At 52.0% G+C, this 17,917-nt stretch carries 14 protein-coding genes; 11 read left to right on the top strand and 3 right to left on the bottom strand.

Features of this window, described 5'->3' with window-relative positions:
• Window positions 1-636 precede the first annotated feature (636 nt).
• The 4 genes from AC0L37_RS02205 (at window position 637) to AC0L37_RS02190 (ending at window position 6,224) form a co-directional block, all read left to right on the top strand.
• Entirely contained in the window at window positions 637-1,416 is a 780-nt protein-coding gene (locus AC0L37_RS02205) for a hypothetical protein (RefSeq protein WP_282222113.1), read from the top strand.
• Window positions 1,413-3,632 (top strand): integrase catalytic domain-containing protein, encoded by a 2,220-nt coding sequence (locus tag AC0L37_RS02200; protein WP_282222114.1) that lies wholly within the window; start codon window positions 1,413-1,415, stop codon window positions 3,630-3,632. The genes AC0L37_RS02205 and AC0L37_RS02200 overlap by 4 nt, the downstream gene beginning before the upstream one ends.
• 182 nt (window positions 3,633-3,814) lie before the next feature.
• Window positions 3,815-4,678, top strand: a complete 864-nt coding sequence (locus tag AC0L37_RS02195) for an ATP-binding protein (protein ID WP_282222115.1) — start codon at window positions 3,815-3,817, stop codon at window positions 4,676-4,678.
• A gap of 622 nt (window positions 4,679-5,300) precedes the next feature.
• On the top strand, window positions 5,301-6,224 hold the full coding sequence (locus AC0L37_RS02190) for a hypothetical protein (RefSeq protein ID WP_282222116.1): 924 nt from the start codon (window positions 5,301-5,303) through the stop codon (window positions 6,222-6,224).
• Between the two features lie 574 nt (window positions 6,225-6,798).
• Here AC0L37_RS02190 and AC0L37_RS02185 read toward each other — a convergent pair.
• The 3 genes from AC0L37_RS02185 to gmd all read right to left on the bottom strand — a co-directional run bounded on the left by AC0L37_RS02185 (window position 6,799) and on the right by gmd (window position 10,130).
• Window positions 6,799-7,716 carry a site-specific integrase gene (locus tag AC0L37_RS02185; RefSeq protein ID WP_473314080.1) on the bottom strand — a complete coding sequence of 306 codons (918 nt, stop codon included), beginning with the start codon at window positions 7,714-7,716 and terminating at the stop codon, window positions 6,799-6,801.
• A gap of 420 nt (window positions 7,717-8,136) precedes the next feature.
• The gene (gene fcl / locus AC0L37_RS02180) at window positions 8,137-9,069 is read right to left on the bottom strand and encodes a GDP-L-fucose synthase (protein ID WP_282222118.1); all 933 of its coding nucleotides are present in this window, start codon (window positions 9,067-9,069) and stop codon (window positions 8,137-8,139) included.
• Window positions 9,069-10,130 carry a GDP-mannose 4,6-dehydratase gene (gene gmd / locus AC0L37_RS02175; RefSeq protein WP_282222119.1) on the bottom strand — a complete coding sequence of 354 codons (1,062 nt, stop codon included), beginning with the start codon at window positions 10,128-10,130 and terminating at the stop codon, window positions 9,069-9,071. The genes fcl and gmd overlap by 1 nt, the downstream gene beginning before the upstream one ends.
• 535 nt (window positions 10,131-10,665) lie before the next feature.
• Here gmd and AC0L37_RS02170 point away from each other — a divergent pair.
• The 7 genes from AC0L37_RS02170 to AC0L37_RS02140 all read left to right on the top strand — a co-directional run bounded on the left by AC0L37_RS02170 (window position 10,666) and on the right by AC0L37_RS02140 (window position 17,385).
• Entirely contained in the window at window positions 10,666-11,223 is a 558-nt protein-coding gene (locus AC0L37_RS02170; RefSeq protein ID WP_282222120.1) for a DapH/DapD/GlmU-related protein, read from the top strand.
• A 3-nt stretch (window positions 11,224-11,226) separates the two neighbouring features.
• The gene (locus AC0L37_RS02165) at window positions 11,227-12,366 is read left to right on the top strand and encodes a glycosyltransferase family 4 protein (protein WP_282222121.1); all 1,140 of its coding nucleotides are present in this window, start codon (window positions 11,227-11,229) and stop codon (window positions 12,364-12,366) included.
• Window positions 12,363-13,715, top strand: a complete 1,353-nt coding sequence (locus AC0L37_RS02160) for a nucleotide sugar dehydrogenase (protein WP_282222122.1) — start codon at window positions 12,363-12,365, stop codon at window positions 13,713-13,715. The genes AC0L37_RS02165 and AC0L37_RS02160 overlap by 4 nt, the downstream gene beginning before the upstream one ends.
• Before the next feature lie 69 nt (window positions 13,716-13,784).
• Window positions 13,785-14,510 (top strand): WecB/TagA/CpsF family glycosyltransferase, encoded by a 726-nt coding sequence (locus tag AC0L37_RS02155; RefSeq protein ID WP_282222123.1) that lies wholly within the window; start codon window positions 13,785-13,787, stop codon window positions 14,508-14,510.
• Window positions 14,511-14,750: 240 nt separating this feature from the next.
• Entirely contained in the window at window positions 14,751-15,110 is a 360-nt protein-coding gene (locus tag AC0L37_RS02150; RefSeq protein ID WP_282222124.1) for an acyltransferase, read from the top strand.
• Window positions 15,107-15,988, top strand: a complete 882-nt coding sequence (locus tag AC0L37_RS02145) for a glycosyltransferase family 2 protein (protein WP_282222125.1) — start codon at window positions 15,107-15,109, stop codon at window positions 15,986-15,988. Before AC0L37_RS02150 ends, AC0L37_RS02145 begins: the two co-directional genes overlap by 4 nt.
• Window positions 15,988-17,385, top strand: a complete 1,398-nt coding sequence (locus tag AC0L37_RS02140) for a lipopolysaccharide biosynthesis protein (protein WP_282222126.1) — start codon at window positions 15,988-15,990, stop codon at window positions 17,383-17,385. Before AC0L37_RS02145 ends, AC0L37_RS02140 begins: the two co-directional genes overlap by 1 nt.
• Window positions 17,386-17,917 lie beyond the last annotated feature (532 nt).

Below are 17,917 nucleotides of genomic sequence, written 5' to 3'. Positions count from 1 at the left end.
AACACCCTCGTTGAGAAGCGATGTGAAGGCTACTCATCCAACGAACCGATCATTCGGGGGCCTTAGCCAGCAGCCTGTCATCAATCTCCATTGGCGGCTATCCACAGGTCTTAATGCGAGATTTAAGGGCTTTTTCTCAACTCGAAAAAAGCCCACAAAAACCTGTTGAAGTGGGTCTCAGCGCTTCCCACAGGGAGGTTTTTCGCAAAAAAAACACAGAGCTGTGATCGCGATTAAGGCCTAGAAACGACAGATTACAGCGCGTTATCTTTTCGCACATCTCACGCAAGACTGTGGGAACTCAGGCTCCCAAATGGAGGACACTCGCTGATGAGAACGAAATAGAAAAGGCGTCCTCGTAAGGACGCCTTCGTCCGAGGTGAGGGTGTGTCACCACCCCAGCCCCGATAGCAACATGTAATCATCAAGCTGCGAACGAAGTCTGCATCTTCGCGACCGCAAGGTCAAGCGAGGCAGGACGCTGTTCGCGCAGAAAGCACGAACATGCGCCGGCACTCTGCTCACTCCCCCTTATTTCCGCCTCCCTCCTGGAGCGACGTCCAAGGACGATTCAACCACTTCAGGAAACTTGTCCTTGGCTCCGGAAGGAAGCTCGCTCACGTACTTCATGGCGAAATGACTTACGCTGCCAATGGCGGGCCAACGCGTACTGTTCCCACTCCTTCGGGTCAGAAGCACGAAGGACATTTTCAGTCCATCAAGAACCATAGGACCATGCATTGGGAGGCTCGAGCCGAGCAATTACTTATCCAACACAGCGAAGCATTTGAGCTGGTCGCAGCTTATCAGTGTCAGCCCCATCGACTCGATCTAAACGTAGCTTCGCCAACAAACGAGAATATTCCCAACGACGTTCCTACCACTCGCGGCTGGAAGCACGAGCACTTCGTTTACTATCCAGACATGCTTCAAACACTGGCCGATGGCCGAAAGCTGGTCATTGAAGCGAAGCAAAATTACCAAGATGCGGTTGGTGACCTGGACTATCTCCGCAAGATTCTCGCGGTCGAAAGCTTTTACAAGAGCGCCGGATACCAATTTTCAGTTTTGACAGCAGAGGAAGATCTTTCCCAGCCAATCCTGTCGCAAAACGTGCGAAATGTCGTTCTCGACCGACACACAAAATTGTCCACACATGAGCTGCTCGCCATATCCCTGCATCTGGACAGTCGAGCCGGAAGTTCAACGTATGGCGCGTTGGTAGATGAACTTTGCTTACTTAACTCTCTAAGCAGCCTGGCCAACCGAGCAAAACTACACGCGGCGATTGTGCAACGAGTGATCGGCGTCAATATGCGTCAGCGCATCGGCAGTACATCTCCGATTTGGACGGTTCCCATCAGCACCAAGGTTCAGCAATCTTCTTCGCCTTCCAGTGTGGAGGTCATTGAATGACCCTCATTGCGCCAATCAAACTTTACGACACCGTCAATTTCCCAGATCGCCGAGCTACTTTCATCGGCATCGGGGTCGATGACGTAATGCGTTTCAAAATTCCCAACGAAGATGACGTGATCCTCTTAGAGCAAGGCCAGTTCCTAAAACTGCTGAGTTTAGGGACTATCCGGCGAGTCCCTGCGGCTGTTCCAACGAAGGACCACAAAAGCGCGAATGAAAAGTTGGTGGTGCCACCGGATGTTTCTACCAAAAAGCTTGAAACCGCGAAGACGCTACTTTTTTATTTGCGACGGTATGACAGCACCGGATCAGGAAACTTGAGTGAGCGACAAATTGATCGCTTTATTGCCCGACACAGAGCGGAAGCTCAAGAAAGGGGACACTGTATCAAAATTTCTGCTGGACAGTTTATGCGCGGTCTGCAGAAGGGATCACTTGGAAACCGACATCTGGCGCCTCTCATATCGAGGCAGGGTGAAGGCAAAAGGAAAATATATCCTCAAGAAATACAACGCGCATATAAAGAGGCCGTCGATTTTTATTACAACAACAAAGAAGCCAGCGAGCGACAGGCCTTTGATATTCTGAAAGACAGGCTGCAAGATTTAATTGACCAAAAATTCTTTTTCCGCGGGAAACTGCTCACTATTCCTAAATCTATCGAGGTCTTAAGAACTAAGATACTTGAAGAACGCGACATCGACCACTTATCTATAAAATACGGCCGCGACGAAGCCGAAAAACTGATCAACGGGAGCAAGCCTTTCCTCCAGACGGATAGACCATTCGAGTATGTGATCATTGATCACACCGTGTGCGATGTGATGGCCGTCGATGATCAAACCGATCTACCGTTGGGTCGTCCAGTGATAGCATTGGCGTTGGACGTCTTCAGCAGAGCAGTAGTCGGGTTTTGGATTAGTTTTGAGCCGCCAAGCATCTCATCATTGATGTCGATCATCAAGAACATCGCGACCTGTAAGGATCACTTGGATTCCCTCAGGATTGACGGTCAAAACCATACTCTAAGTTTCGGTAAGCCTTCGACAATACTGCTGGATCGCGGGTTAGAAAACTTGTCTGACGCGCTTTCCGACACTTGCGCGGAACTTGGAATAGACGTGGACTTTTGCCCCAGGCGGAACGGTCGGGCAAAATCTCCCGGCGAACGTATTTTTCGGTCGGTAAACGATGCGGTATTTCATGTCCTGCCGGGTTGCGTTGCCCATGGCCCCACCGAAATGCGCCGACTTCAACTGAAACCGGAACTAGATGCAACGTTGCCGTTATCTGCCATCACGAGTGTATTGTACAATGCGCTGCTCGACTACGAACAACGTCATCACCGGGGAATTCAGGCAGTACCTTGCCTGAAACTTAGGGCGGGTTACGAGAAGCATGGTCAACCCATGTTCGACGATATCCGCGTCTTAGAGAACCAAATCGGTGACACGCTGGAGGTCAAACTCTGGCACTACGGTTTCGACATGAAAGGCGAACGCTTTATCAACCCTGAAGCCACGACCGAGATTCGCAACGTGGAGCTTGGTCGTCAGTCGGCCGCTGGTAAGATAAAACCTTCAAGTCGACAACAATCCGTGCGAATGAAAGTTAAGTACAACCCGGCGGACTGCAATATCGTGCATGTCCATTTCAAGCGGGGATCGGCTTGGGATTATGTTCCCTTCTACAATGTGAACAGAGACTACCCCGCCGGCCTCAGCTTTAAGCTTTCGAGTGAGATCCGAGAATTCGCGCGTCAAAATGACTATGAATACGAGAACACTTTTGATCGTATCCGAGTTAGGGCGCGGATGGCGGAAAGCATCCAAAATTCTCACAAGCTCCGGAAAACAACAAAATCTCAAAGGCGCACGCTCGCTGCCCTTAATGCCATAGCGGAATCGGCGGCTGAAGAACGGGACAAATCCGAACGTGTGTCCTTGGAGGAGCAGGTCGCAGGGTCTCATCCGTCCTACGCTAAACACGTGGACACACCTTCGGCCACTCGTACTGACTCAGCTACGCGTAGCAAAGGGATTAGAAGAGGATCGGCCAAGGCGGCTGCGACGCGGAAACGCAACCAGAAAATAGTCGCTAAAGACCAAGCAAGTCATTCCGCTATGTTAGACCGAGGTGAGGCCCAGGTTCCAAGGGAGATCGGAGAGGAACAGCTGGACTTTGCGTTTTCCAACATCAGGATCACCCCATGAGAGCAGCACTATCTGCCACGGAGCGGTCCCGGCTCAGCTTCGATCGACGCCTTGAGATTTTCGATACAATAAGCGTGGACCATCCCTTGATTGGTCAGACGAGGGCGAGGGTTCGGTCGCTGATAAAACAAACGGAAGCCAGAGTTTCCGGAAGTGATTTCCCTCCTTATTGGGAAACAGAGTTGGCGAAGCATTCGGAACTTTGGTTGCTACCAATTTTTGGGCCATCCGGCGCCACAAAGTCCAAAACCATTAAGATAGTTTTGGACGAGATTCTGGCCAAGCGCGCCGACAGGACCATGGTCCCCGTCCGATATTTGAAAGTTGACGGTGCTACGAAGACCACCAGACAGCTACAAGTGCGGCTGCTTGAGACCCTCTCAAGTGCAGAGGCTGCCGAACTGGCAAAGGGAAGGTACTATTCGGAGCCAAAGGCGAATGCTCGGCTGCGCGACCTTGCGCGAAAAGACCGTACGACGCTGATCGTCCTAGACGAAGCACACGCCATGCTAAAAGAGACGACGATCGATAGAATGGCGGCAGGATTGAAAAGCCTTCTAAACCACGGCGTCTTTTCGATAGTACTGATTGGTACCGATGAGCTCAGGCCCCTTTTCAGACACAGTGAGCTCAGATCACGAACTGAAATGCCCCTCGATTTTTCATCGCCTGGTCGGCCTACAATGGCCAGCTGCGTTAATCTCTTCCAATTCGCTGAAAAGTTCTGTGCAGCCCTTTATGACGAGGGAGTCATTGACAGCCCATTTCGTCCGACCTCCACAATCTCACATTGTGCAGTCCTTTACGACATCACAGGTGGGGTTCTTGGTCAGATCATTCGTCATTTCCGACGTGCCTTGCAGTACGCCTTTGCCCAAAATTTGCGGACATTAGATTGGACTAGCATACAGTTTGCTTACTCCAGCTGGGCAACATTGGACGGAGTAAGTAGCCATCAGGACCCGTTCATTGAAGGTCCTAAGGCTTCGACGGTTACCGTAGTGCGAAAAATCAGTGATGAGATGAAGTCACATGCGTCGCGTTGAGCAACCTGCAATTGCAAAGTTACCCGAACCTCTAGCCCACCTGACTATGTTCGAGGGAGAGAGCTTACTAGGTTTCCTAAGTCGCAGCATCGCATCCACCGCGATCAGTGATTTCAGTTCCGTCGCGCGGATGGCAGGCGAACCAATCAGGATTGACCGACTAAATGTTGCGCCTCCTGGCGCGAGAATCTCTGCGCTGATTGGATGCACGCCAGAACAGCTTAGCAATCTGTTGGACCGCAGGTTCCTTTTTCCGCCTAAGGACTTATCAAGCTACAAATTTGGCCTGTTCTTGAACCAGAATAGTCTTGCCAAGAGAAGGCGCCGTCGAGTGTCACCAGCAGCTTTGAGAAGCGCTAATTTTCATCGCCGACTTTGGGACCTGCCCGCCCTTACATTCGACCTTGAAACACTCACATCCTTCGTAAGCAATTGCCCAAAGTGCGGAGAGCTCCTAGGCTGGAGACGTGCGGTAGAAGCTAACCATTGCGACAACTGCTTACGCGATGACGGTATGCCGACGGTGGATCTCAGGGGGTTACCTGACCGGCCAATAACCAAGAATATCACCCCCGGCCTACAATTTGCATCAGACCTAGCTGCCCCTTGGAGATCCAATTCTATGGATCGCCTGAAAGACATCTTTGGATCCAAGTTTCGCACTACATCTCCCGAAACAATGCTTGAACTTCTCGTCGGGGCTGCGAGTCGGAAAGTTAGAGGTAAGTGGAGCGACGTCACTGTCGCAGATGTCTCGCGGGCAGGTGCGGCAATGCTGAGTAGGTTGAGCGAAGGTAAAAATCCTTTAGAGGGAGAGTTTCACGCAATGCCCCCGATTGGGGGCCACGCCATCACCTGGGTCGAAATGAACCGACGCCAAACAGGAGAACTGAAAACCATCCACCTCCCAAGACAGGCACCACGTCCAACTGTGCCGAACGCCCGTCGAGCCGACATCGCATTTCGGCTTCGGGACACAAAACTGGCGAGCTCCTTTGGGAAGAAGAGGGTCAGTGAAAGATCTCCGCGTGCGGAAGAAGTGTGGGATTCTCAGGACATAGATCGAGTGTCTGACATACTCGCTATTGCACCTAACGACGTTGCCAAGCTCATCAGGTGGGGCCTGCTCAATCTATGCGCATCTTCTGCGTTATGGTCTCTGCCACACCGGCGCTTCATTTCCTCGGCGTCCCTTCGTCAGCTAATGGGGGCAATCGACCTGCAGGCGCTTTCTGCCGACGCCTGCTCTCTTACGTGGATGAAATTCATCTCGGTCAAGGACTACAAGGAAAATCACCCCGAGCTATGTTGGGCCGATGTGATCGCAGGTCTAAGTGTTGGAACAGTCCCGCTCTTTGCTTTTCACTCAGCCGGTCCGAACTGGGCGCATCGCCTGCATATGTTTGAAACAAACAGCCTGCTAGTCACGATCAATGAAGCTATACGAGAACTTAACCTCGCTGCGAGGAACAGAGGTAGAGCACGCTCAGTATCGCGATTTACCGACCAGATCACAAGTGGTTCTCCTAAGCACAACTTCTTTTGACCAGACATGCGGCGTAGCCGATAGGGCGTAGGCATCCGCCTATGAAAACGACCCGTTTTCAAAGGTTCCTATGTGCAGATTCAGTGGGTGGATTCTGTAAAATCGGTGTAACGTCGACGTCGCCGGTCTGTTCAAAAAGGGTCCGCCTGGAATCCATGTAGCCCGGCATGATCGACTCATATGTGCCGCGCCAGACCGACACGACCCCCTCAAAGCTGTTTGCTTGGAAGAGACTAACGCTCAAGGGCGGTTGCGGTGCTATCGTGGCTAATGAGGATGTTTCCGTGGACTGCCACTAGTGCGACAGACAGCCTCCGCCTTACAATGGTCACTGCCGTATCAGGGAAACGGCAATGCAAGCTTGCGCTTCAGGGCAAGCGCCGCGGCACCCAAACATGAATGGAAAAGCACTCCACTTCGCAATCCCCGCAGAGCGAGAAAAGATCCTGCAGGCCGGTCACATCTCAATGACAACCCCGGGGCAGTTCCAAGCGACAATCAACATTTGCCCACTTCGTGCCGGTTGCGACAGCAACTCGAACCGAAGGTTCGCCGTCGAACTCTGAGGCGCGCCTTAGAGGAAACTGTCCCCAACGTGGTTTTGGAAGAGATTAGCCCGACGAATATAACCTCGAACCGTCTTCGGATCTGTGTGCCGCGAATGGTCCATTATTCGGTCGGCCTCCATGCCAGCCTCCGCCGCTTCTGTGATAAAACCTGCCCTAAGTGAGTGAGCTCCAAATTTCTGGGGATCGTACCCCGCCAGTTGCAGGTAGCATTTCAACGTTCTAGAAATCATAACCGGTTCAACCCTACGACATAGTACTTTTCCGCGAGCCATGGGTCTGATTACCGGTCCCGAACTAATCGCTGCCGCATGCAGCCATTCCTTAAGTGCAGTCACGGGCTGGAATTTACGGCCGTCCGGTATCGCAAGCAGAGTTCCCCTTCCCGCCCAGTCTGTTTTGGACTTCCTTATGGTCAGGACGGCGCCTTCTGGCGTGAACAAAAGATCCTCCACCCGCAGATTTGCAAGTTCTGATCGCCGGAGCGCACCCGCAAAACCGAGTATCAGCATCGCCCTGTCTCTGATACCCTTTAGATCCTCGGGTATGACGTTGATAATATCCGCCAATATTACTGCAGATAGCGCCTGCTTCTGTTTCACGCAACCGCCGCGCCTTCTGCGGGCTCCCTTCAGCACTGCACTCACGATGTAAGATTTACATGGATTTTTTTCTCCTGATCGGCGGTGAAAGTGAGAAATCGCTGCTGCGTTTACACTCACGCTCGACCACTGCAGCCCACTAGCGACCAAGTCAGCCAAGAACTCAGCGACTACTGTCGGCTCTCCTGGCAAAAAGCAGTAACCTCGCTCTGAACACCATCCACAAAAGCGGCGGATGCTACTTTCATAGGTACGGCTCGTGTTTTGAGACAAACTCCCCTCTTCAAGAGACTTCACTCGGTCTGGCCAATCAATATTAGGCATAGGTGACTCTCTATAGGGGGATTGCGCTCGTCCCAAAGCAGCCTTGTCAGCGACATGGCCGTTAACAGGTCAAAACAGAGCCATCATTATGTTGAGATGCTGTCATCATCCAAACCACGCCCGCTTAACGCCATTGTTGGGCTGTCGCCATTCCTGTGAATGCACGAAGTATACTCCGCTAGCGGTCAATCAGTATCTTGAGGCGCGCATCCGACTTGACCTCTAAGAATTAGATCTACGCTCTCACACCAAAAAACCAATGAAAAATAAAATACCGTCTTCAAAATGACGGGCGGAAAGACAGAAAAACATATACTTAAATTTTCTGCGTCGACATGATTAACGCGCCTGAATTATCAAATATATAAAAGTATATTTTAGATAAACTACCTTGTCATTTGTGTTCAGTAGTGCACCGCGTCAATTACTCAAATCTCGATACCACCTGTATGTCGTTTCCACTCCCTCTTGTAGCCCGATGCTGGGTCTCCAGCCCAAGTCGCGGATCTTATCGGCGCTCATTAGCTTCCGCGGCGTCCCATCGGGTTTTGTCAAGTCGTGCACAATCTCACCGGTAAAACCGACCACGTCGCACACCAGCTGGGTTAGTTCCAGAATGGTGACGTCCTCCCCCGAGCCAACATTTACGTGCTCCTCACCAGAGTAGTTTTTCAGTAGGAATACTAGGGCATCGGCACAATCGTCGGCGTGCAGGAATTCTCGTCGGGGCGTGCCAGTCCCCCAAACAGTGATGGACTTGTCCCCGCGCATCTTGGCTTCATGCGCTTTGCGGATCAGTGCCGGCATCACATGACTGGAATTGAGGTCAAAATTGTCCCCCGGTCCATACAAATTTGTCGGCATGGCCGAGATATAGTCTCGTCCATATTGTTTTCGATAGGCCTGTGCCAGTTTGATACCGGCAATCTTAGCGATGGCATACCACTCATTAGTGGGCTCCAGCGGTCCATTTAGCAGTGCATCCTCTGGGATTGGTTGCGGCGCGAACTTGGGGTAGATGCACGACGATCCGAGAAACAAAAAACGCTCTACTTCATTGGTATGCGCCGCCTCAATAATATTGGCCTCTATCATCAAATTGTCATAGAGGAAGCTGGCAGGCTGCGTGTCGTTAGCCAGAATCCCGCCCACCTTGGCCGCTGCCATAACCACGACATGTGGCTTGGTATCAGCCAAGAAACTTTCAACCTGGGTCTGGCGCATCAGGTCGACTGTTTCACGCCCGGCTGTGATCACTTCGCAGCCCTCTGACTGCAACCGACGCACCACTGCACTACCTACCATGCCTCTATGGCCAGCAACCCAGATGCGCTTTCTTGACAGGTTGTGCATCAGGCTTCCTTCATCACCGTGGCGGTACGCATGATCTCGAGATCTGTTTGCACCATCTCTCGGGCAAGATCGCGCACTGAAGTCTCGTGCGTCCATCCCAGTTTTTCGCGTGCCTTGGTTGGATCGCCCAGCAGCAGCTCGACCTCGGTCGGTCGAAAATAGCGAGGGTCGACTTCGACAAGGCAACGGCCTGTGAGTTTGTCATATCCCTTCTCGTTGATGCCTGTGCCACGCCATTCCAAATCGACGCCGGTGTCCTCGAACGCCCACTGGACGAAATCGCGCACTGGCGTAGTCGTACCAGTCGCCAGCACATAGTCGTCGGCCACGTCCTGCTGCATCATTAGCCACATACCGCGTACATACTCACGGGCGTGCCCCCAGTCGCGCTTAGCGTCCAAATTGCCAAGGTACAAGCGATCCTGTCTGCCCAGCTTGATTGCCGCAACGGCGCGAGTGATCTTGCGGGTGACGAACGTCTCACCGCGTAGCGGGCTTTCGTGGTTGAATAAGATTCCGTTGCTTGCGTGCATCCCATAAGCCTCACGATAATTAACCACTATCCAGTACGCATAGAGCTTCGCGGCTGCATAAGGGGAGCGCGGATAAAACGGCGTGGTCTCGCGCTGCGGAACCTCCTGCACCAAGCCGTACAATTCGGAGGTCGAGGCCTGATAGAATCGGGTTTTCTTCTCTAAATGCAGAATTCGGATGGCTTCGAGCAGCCTCAAGGCACCAACCCCATCGGCGTTTGCAGTGTATTCTGGTGTCTCAAACGACACCTGGACATGGCTCTGGGCCGCCAAGTTATAGATTTCATCCGGCTGCGACTCCTGGACGATACGGATCAAATTGGTCGAATCTGTCATGTCGCCATAATGCAGCACGAGACGCGGATCAGGATCATGCGGGTCCTGATAAATATCTTCGATGCGACTGGTGTTGAATGAGGACGAGCGCCTCTTGATTGCGTGAACCTTGTATCCCTTGCCTAACAATAAACGTGCGAGATAGGCGCCGTCTTGCCCGGTCACACCGGTGATAAGTGCAGTCTTTGTCATCTCAATCCTACTGTATGCGTCCAAATTTAAACAACCAGTGACGCCTTGCGATCACTTTCCAGATGCCCTGCATTTACACAATCATTTTCAAATTTCACCAACCAATTACCTTTGACTGAAACTAAGATAGCGGCGCTTTGTAGCTCTCCCAATTAAGCAACGTTCAAGGTGGCAGTGGACGCTCTGCTCGCATTGTGGCAGAGGAAGGCTTGCTTGGATTCAACAAAAGTCAGCACAGTTGGCGCAACAAATGCAACCTAGCGTTTTACAATTGCTAAGCCCGGATAGCAGCATCATAATAATGACGCCGATCTACAGCGATAATGTGATCAACGTTTTTCACAAAGAGCCAATCCTGCAAAATTGCTTCAGCATGATAATTTGTAAAATTTGGTATGATGCAATGATATTATCCTGAATTGTAGAAAATTTAAGTAGAGACTATTCACAAGAGGCAAATAATATTGTCAAAAGAGAGCGGGGCGGCGCTTTATGCGCCGAACTTAGTTGTTTCATTAAACACTATGGTGCGGCGTTGAAGCGATTATTAGCAAGGATTTTTCAAGCAGCTTCCAGGCTCTACAGTATCCGCAGCAATGTATATGTCAGCAGCGGAGTACACATTGGTATTCTGTCTCTCTTGTGGGCACCGACGCGGTTGGATGTGGGGGTCGATACATACATAGGCAAGCATTGTACCATTCAGGTAAATGGGCGAATTGGCAGGGGAGTGGTCATAGCGAACAACGTCGGTATCGTTGGCCGGATCGATCATGAGTATCGTGAGCCCGGAGTGCCTCTACGCGGCGGGCGTTGGGTTGGAGCCGATAGTCAGCTAGCGCGAATCCCGGAAAACCAGATCGAAGTAGGTGATGATGTTTGGATTGGCTTCGGAGCAGTTGTGCTCTCCGGGGTTAGTATTGGGACTGGCGCGATTATTGCAGCCGGCTCTGTTGTGACAAAAAATGTTCCTGCGTTTTCTATTGTGGCGGGCGTCCCCGCTCGGGAAGTAGCAAAACGTTTTAATGGAAACGCCGCGGACGTCGAAAAACATCTGAGCATGCTGAAGAACCGCTACGGAGTGGTAGAATAGATTATGCGACCAAGCGTTTCCTATGTGTTCCCGACTTCACAAAAATTTCGGCTTCCATTTCACGAGCGACTTCGTGTGGAGCTTGATGCGTGCGGCATTGACTACAAGTACATCTACTCAGAAAGCGATACGAACGACGGTAAGGGGGATGTTCAAGCGCCGACCTGGGGGACTTCGGTTCCGTTGATCACTTGGCGGTGGGGGCCGCGGCGAATTTCTTTTCAGTGTGCGATGACTGCTACCAGAAATGACGACCTGGTTATCCTGCAGCAACAGAATAACCTGCTCGGAAACTATCCCATCATAATAAGTCGGCGCCTGCGAGGTAAGAAGGTCGCACTTTTCGGGCATGGGAAAAACTTCCAGTCCATGAAACCAGAGGGTTCGGCCGAAGCTTTCAAGCGGTGGTGGTCTCGGCGGGTAGATTGGTGGTTCGCATATACCGATGAGTGCGCCCGGGTCGTCCGGGAGATGGGCTTTCCTGCTGACAAAGTAACAGTGTTTAACAACGCCATTGATGTGTCTTCAATTTCCACCGAAATGAGCACTCTCAATAGAGAAACTCTCGCTGAGCTGAGAGCGGCTGATTTTCAGGGTTCGCAAAATATTGGCGTCTATGTGGGAGGCCTTTATGCAGGTAAACGCATCAATCTTTTGCTGGAGTCGGCTGACCAGATAAGAGAGGGCGTGCCGGATTTTCAGTTGATAGTGATCGGCGGCGGCCCGGAAAAAGCATTAGTAGAGCAGGCAGCGCTCACGAGGCCTTGGGTACGCTATGTTGGACCGAAGTTTGGTCCTGCAAAGACCGAGCTTGTGGCCCTTGGCAACGTCCTTCTTATGCCGGGCGCAGTTGGTCTCGTCGTCTTGGACGCTTTTGCATACGGGTTGCCGCTCGTCACCACCCGCAGTTCCAAGCACGGCCCGGAAATTTCATACCTAGTTGATGGGGAAAATGGCGTTATTGTCGAAAACGACGAGGACTACGCCGCCGCCGTCGTTACGTTACTAACTAATTCAGAAGAGCGAGCGAGGCTTGCAAAGAATGCGGCAAGCTGTCTGCAAACTTACAACATTGAGAACATGGTCAAAGCCTTTCGAAATGGCATTTTGGCCGCCCTCTCTGACGATGGAAGAACACCATGAACTACACGCAGTCTGTCAAAAGCGACTTTTTGATTTCTCTTCAAGGTGCTATCCGCGATCGAACAGCGAAGGTGGGTGTGATCGGCCTCGGTTACGTTGGGCTTCCCTTGGCTAGCGCCGTCGCGCGCGCGGGGTTCTCTACATTGGGTTTCGACGTAGATCCCGCAAAGATCATCGAGATTGCCGCAGGGCGCTCGTACATTGGTGCTGTAGCCAGTAACGAGCTGGCCCAACTAGTCGAAACGGGGCTTTTCGAAGCGACAACCGCCATGGAGAGACTTTCCGAGGTGGAAGTTATTGTCATCTGCGTTCCGACACCGCTCACGAAGCATCGGGAGCCAGATACGTCCTATATCGAAAGGACTGGCGCGCAAATCGCTGCAAGCTTGCGTAATGGGCAGGTAGTTGTTCTGGAGTCTACAACTTATCCGGGTACGACTACGCAGTTGTTACGACCAATTCTAGAGTCCACCGGCCTCAAGTCGGGGAGAGACTTTTTCTTGGGATTTTCACCCGAGCGCGAGGATCCAGGAAATGTGACTCACAGAACCACAACCATTCCGAAAATCGTCTCTGGGGATGGTGAGGAAGCCAGTGCTGCAATCCATGACTTCTATGCGAGTATTGTTGAAAGAGTGGTTTCTGTGAGCTCGCCGGACGCAGCCGAGGCTACAAAACTGACAGAAAATATATTTAGAGCAGTAAACATTGCTTTGGTAAATGAACTCAAGGTTGTTTACCACGCCATGGGTATCGACATTTGGGAAGTTATTGACGCGGCGGCAACAAAACCGTTTGGATTTATGCCATTCTATCCCGGCCCTGGACTTGGCGGGCACTGTATACCGATTGATCCTTTCTATCTTACTTGGGCATCAAGAGCATACGACCTCCCTACTAAGTTTATCGAACTCGCAGGCGAGATTAACGTGGCGATGCCTAGGTATGTCGTCGGCAAATTGGAAGAAGCTCTAAGCGATAGATTCAAGAAGTCACTGCACGGCGCCTCGATATTAATCATAGGTCTCGCCTACAAGAAGAATATCAGCGACATTCGGGAGAGCCCCAGCCTAAAGCTGATGGAACTCATTCAAGATCGTGGAAGTCTTGTGGACTTCGCAGATCCGCATGTACCGATCATCACTATGAGTCGAGAACATGGAAAACTGGCGGGAAAGATGGCCGTACAGATCACGCCAGAGGGTATCGCCAGGTACGATGCCATAGTCATAGCTACCGATCACGATGGCATTGACTATAACGCGCTTAGTGGCGCTCAGTTAATTATCGATACTAGAAACGCGATGGCAAGACGGGACCTTTCTGGTTCCAACGTAGTAAAGGCATAAGTGCCGATGACCTCAATTTTGGGATCATCTCAGAACGCAATCTCTCGATTTCGCGTGCTGGGAGTGCCGGTGAGCATCGTAGATATGCGAAGCGCCGTGGATACCGCTATTAGTTGGGCTAAGGACCGGCACCCCCGTACCATTTTTGTTCGCGACGTGGCGAGCCTGATGCTAGCAGTTGATCAACCGAACTTCTGTGCTTTACACGACGCATCGTCGCTGATTGTCCCAGATGGGCAACCACTTGTTTGGCTGGGTAAAATGGTCGGCCACGATAAAATTGGACGGGTTGCTGGTGCGGACTTCGTTGACGCGGTCTGTTCATCTACCAGTCAAACTGAGCTGACCCACTTCTTCTATGGAGGCAAGCCAGGGGTTGCGGAAGCGGTAGCAGACAATCTTCGCGCAAAGTATCCTGCCCTCAAAATCGCAGGAACTTTGTCCCCGCCTATGCGAGAAATCGAAGCTACGACTACCTTCGACGAAATCCAACTCGCCGAACTTGCCACGATACGCGCTGCACAACCTGATTTTGTTTGGATAGGGATTTCTAGTCCAAAACAGGACTATTGGATGATGAAGGCCGCACCGCTGATTGGTCGCGGAGTCTTCACAGGCGTGGGTGCCGCGTTCGATTTTCACGCAGGCACAGTCAAACGCGCCCCAGCCTTTATGAGAAATAATGGGTTGGAATGGCTATACAGATTGCTCCGAGAGCCTCGGCGCCTATGGCGACGATACCTTATTCTTGCACCGCGGTTTGTTTGGCTATTAATCCGAACCAGGAACTCTTGAATGCATGTCATACAGAAAGCGCTTAACGCCAGAGATCAGCTGCTAGGCTTAGCTATCTGTCGGGCTGCAGGGGCATCTTTAGGAGCAGACGTGAGATTTCGCGGCTCTCCTATTGTGACAAGATTTGAGCACTCGACTATTGCGGTTGGCTCCCGTTCAGTTCTTATTTCCGACAGTAGATATACTGCCTTAGGTGTACGAAGCCCCACTATTCTTCGAACACTAATGCGCGGCGCTCGCTTGCGTATTGGCGATGACGTAGGCCTAAGCGGTGCGGTCATTTGTGCAGCACTTGATGTGGTAATTGGAAACGGGTGCCTGATAGGTGCCGATGTGATGATTTTCGACAACGACTTTCATCCTGTTGATCATCCGCAACGCAGGTACTCCATCCAAGTTGATACCTCGCAGTTTGCTCCAGTTAACATTGAGGGCAACGTGTTCATCGGAACTAAATCAATAATCTGCAAAGGCGTCACAATAGGACAGAATTCTGTCATCGGCGCGGGCAGTGTTGTAACGAGATCGGTGCCAGCGAATAGCGTCTATGCTGGCTCTCCTGCAAAATTTATCCGGAAGTTAGGCCTGCCCGCAGTATGAAATGCGAAACCCTCCCCACCATCGCTGTTGTGCTAGCGTGCTACAATCGCAAAACCTTGACCCTCCGATGTCTGGAATCGTTAAAGTCGGCGGGATCACACCGGGCACGGTTGGTAGTGTATTTATTTGACGATGGTAGCATCGACGGTACATCCGACGCAGTGCGAGAGAAATTCCCTTCAACGAACATTATTGCCGGTGACGGCGAACAATTTTGGTGTGGTGGGATGCGAGAGGCGATGTCGGCCGCCGCTGTGGCCGGGTATGATTTCCTGCTTTGGCTAAACGACGACGTCGAATTGACGTCCGGCTTCCTAGATACTTTGCTCAATTCTTACGCAGAGGCGCTGCAAAGCCATGGGCCGGGTCCACATGTAATTGTGGGGCCAGTGGTCGATCCGATAAGCCAGGAAACGACATATTCGGGCTTTCGCAGAACTTCGCGCATTCATCCCGCAAAACTTGAGCGCGTTCCCCCATCCGGTGGTCTTCAGAAGTGCGACACTATGAACGGGAACTGCGTGCTCTTTCCCGCCTCAATTGTCAGCAAGGTGGGTGAGATAGACCGTGCCTACTCGCAGCAAATTGGCGATGCTGACTATGGCTATCGATGCCTCGAAGAGGGGGCATTGCTCTGGGTTGCCCCTCTGTGGGTTGGAAGCTGCGAACCGAACAACAGGCATCTTCGTTGGTCAAATCCTTCGCTAACATTTAGCGAACGACTGCGTATCCTAAATACGCCCCACGGGCTCCCCTTCGGTCCTTGGCTGCATTTCATGTGGCGCTTCGGCGGACCTCTAGGTGCTGCTCTCCTGTTACTAAGCTACGCCAAGTGGTTCTCGCTGAGCCTGCTCCCGAAGAAGCGGGAGGCCGTGTAGTGAGTTCTGGTCGCGGTGCACTTGGTAGCATTCTGCTATATGGATCGTCCATCGCGCTCGTCAGCGCTTCAAATTTCGCAAGCGTACCAATACTTTTAACGCTGCTGGGAGATAAGGAGTTCAGCACTTGGGCGCTGCTCGAGCCGGCACTGCTGGCCGCAATCCCATTGGCGGGACTAGGGATACAGATCGGACTTCTGCGACTTATCGACGGGAACAGTCACGATCAAAATACGATAGCCGCTCTACTTCCAGTCCATGCCGCATCGGCTCTGTGCGTTGGACTGGCTACCGCTGTTGTAACCTCTTTACTGGGTTTTGATGCCTATATTTGCGCTCTTTTGGGCGCGGCTGTTGTGCTGGAAGGAACTATTTCGTTCTTCAGCAGCTTGTGGCGAGCCCAAGGAAGACCAAGTCGATTTGCGATGGTGGAGGGTGGGCGAGCAGCTGTACTGGTTGCTATCTTGAGCAGCATGGTGTGGTTCGGAGGACATTTAAGCACCGTTGGAACATATTTCGAGTTGCGCGTGGGAATGGCACTACTTGCGCTGTTCGCCGCCCTAGCCATCGTGCGCCCACATATGGCGCCAAGCCTCTCGGCAGCCTGGTCCGCTTCCCGCTACGGGGTACCTATTGTGGTTGCATCAGCTTTATCCGCACTGTTGATTGGTGCCGACCGTTACGCAGTGGCGTTTTACGAGCCCGAAGCGATATCGAATTATGTTGCTCATATGAAGCTGGCCCAGTTGGTCGCCCTTGTCGCAACCGCCTATTTTACTTGGTTCGGCCCTGTCGCGATCCGCATAGTGAACGATGAAGTTCATCGCTCGAGGGGCTTGTTAGTGAACAGCACCTCTGTGTTTCTGCTCACCCTCCTTATGGTTTGCGCCAACGTGTTTCTCGTTGCCCCGCCAACGTGGTCTTTATTGTTTCCTGAAGTAACCTTCGACCAACAGCTGCTAGCGGTGCACTTGGCCGGAACGGCAATGTTTGCCATGGGAAATCCTCTAAGCATCGGTTCGCTGCGGGCTGGGCACACTTATGAGGCGGTGATCGTTGCACTGATTGCAATTGCTGTAGGCCTTATTGCCAGCTTTCTGCTGGGCGGCAGTTTTGGCGTCTTAGGTGCCGCATGGGGCCGAATGATAGGCCTAGCTACCTACTTATTTGTATTCGCCTTCATCACAACGCGATCTCTCCCAATTTCCTATCCTTGGTTGACCTATGCAATTGCTACGGCCACTTGCATAGTGGTGGTGTCCGGACTCACAATCGTTATACCCGGCGATGGATGGTATGCGGCGTTCGCGAGGATAGCAGCAGCCAATGTTCTCATATTGCCCGTGTACGCGAGCTATGTACTCGCCTTCATGAGAAGGTCAAATCGAACCGAATGAAGGTAAATAAATTACTCGCTTGGGTGCTGCTATTTTGCTTGTTGCTCGCTGTTGTTGGGCCCCAGGCGGTCTCTGACGAATTCGTGGCGGCGCGTTACCTGCCGTCGCCACTTAACTATGCACTTTTCTTCTTATGCATAGTGCTGATAGGCGTCGTTCGTGACCCCCTGTCACGCATTGTAGCGGGTGGGTGGGCCATTTGGCTTGTGGTCGGAAATCTATTTATATTGGGGAGCCACTTTCGGCGCAGGCTCGCCGCCCCCCTCTATGTTCAGGACGCAAATACTCTATTTCTCATCGCGACAGCATGCTTATGCTGCGGCATTATCGCATTCGAGTTTTTCTACCCCCCGAGTAGCGGGGAAGCCTAGGGAGCTTGTGAGATTAGCGCCGCTATCTGCACTTGCCTTGTTGGCTTTCCCTGCCGTCTACGCCCTCTCATTGGTAGTATGGCGCGTGCCCACAATCTTATCTGGATCAAGCATCGTTGACTTGATGTACGAGGTGGATAGGGGACCTGTTTATGCTTTGC

The organism is Devosia sp. J2-20, from assembly GCF_055808475.1.
The sequence above is the reverse complement of the archived record's forward strand: the minus strand, read 5'-3'. Positions and strand labels throughout refer to the sequence as shown.

Coding starts and splice junctions, on each gene's coding strand:
- gmd (WP_282222119.1), bottom strand. CDS start 10,130: ATGACAAAGACTGCACTTATCACCGGTGTGACCGGGCAAGACGGCGCC.
- fcl (WP_282222118.1), bottom strand. CDS start 9,069: ATGCACAACCTGTCAAGAAAGCGCATCTGGGTTGCTGGCCATAGAGGC.
- AC0L37_RS02160 (WP_282222122.1), top strand. CDS start 12,363: ATGAACTACACGCAGTCTGTCAAAAGCGACTTTTTGATTTCTCTTCAA.
- AC0L37_RS02185 (WP_473314080.1), bottom strand. CDS start 7,716: ATGCCTAATATTGATTGGCCAGACCGAGTGAAGTCTCTTGAAGAGGGG.
- AC0L37_RS02165 (WP_282222121.1), top strand. CDS start 11,227: ATGCGACCAAGCGTTTCCTATGTGTTCCCGACTTCACAAAAATTTCGG.
- AC0L37_RS02190 (WP_282222116.1), top strand. CDS start 5,301: ATGGATCGCCTGAAAGACATCTTTGGATCCAAGTTTCGCACTACATCT.
- AC0L37_RS02145 (WP_282222125.1), top strand. CDS start 15,107: ATGAAATGCGAAACCCTCCCCACCATCGCTGTTGTGCTAGCGTGCTAC.
- AC0L37_RS02200 (WP_282222114.1), top strand. CDS start 1,413: ATGACCCTCATTGCGCCAATCAAACTTTACGACACCGTCAATTTCCCA.
- AC0L37_RS02205 (WP_282222113.1), top strand. CDS start 637: ATGACTTACGCTGCCAATGGCGGGCCAACGCGTACTGTTCCCACTCCT.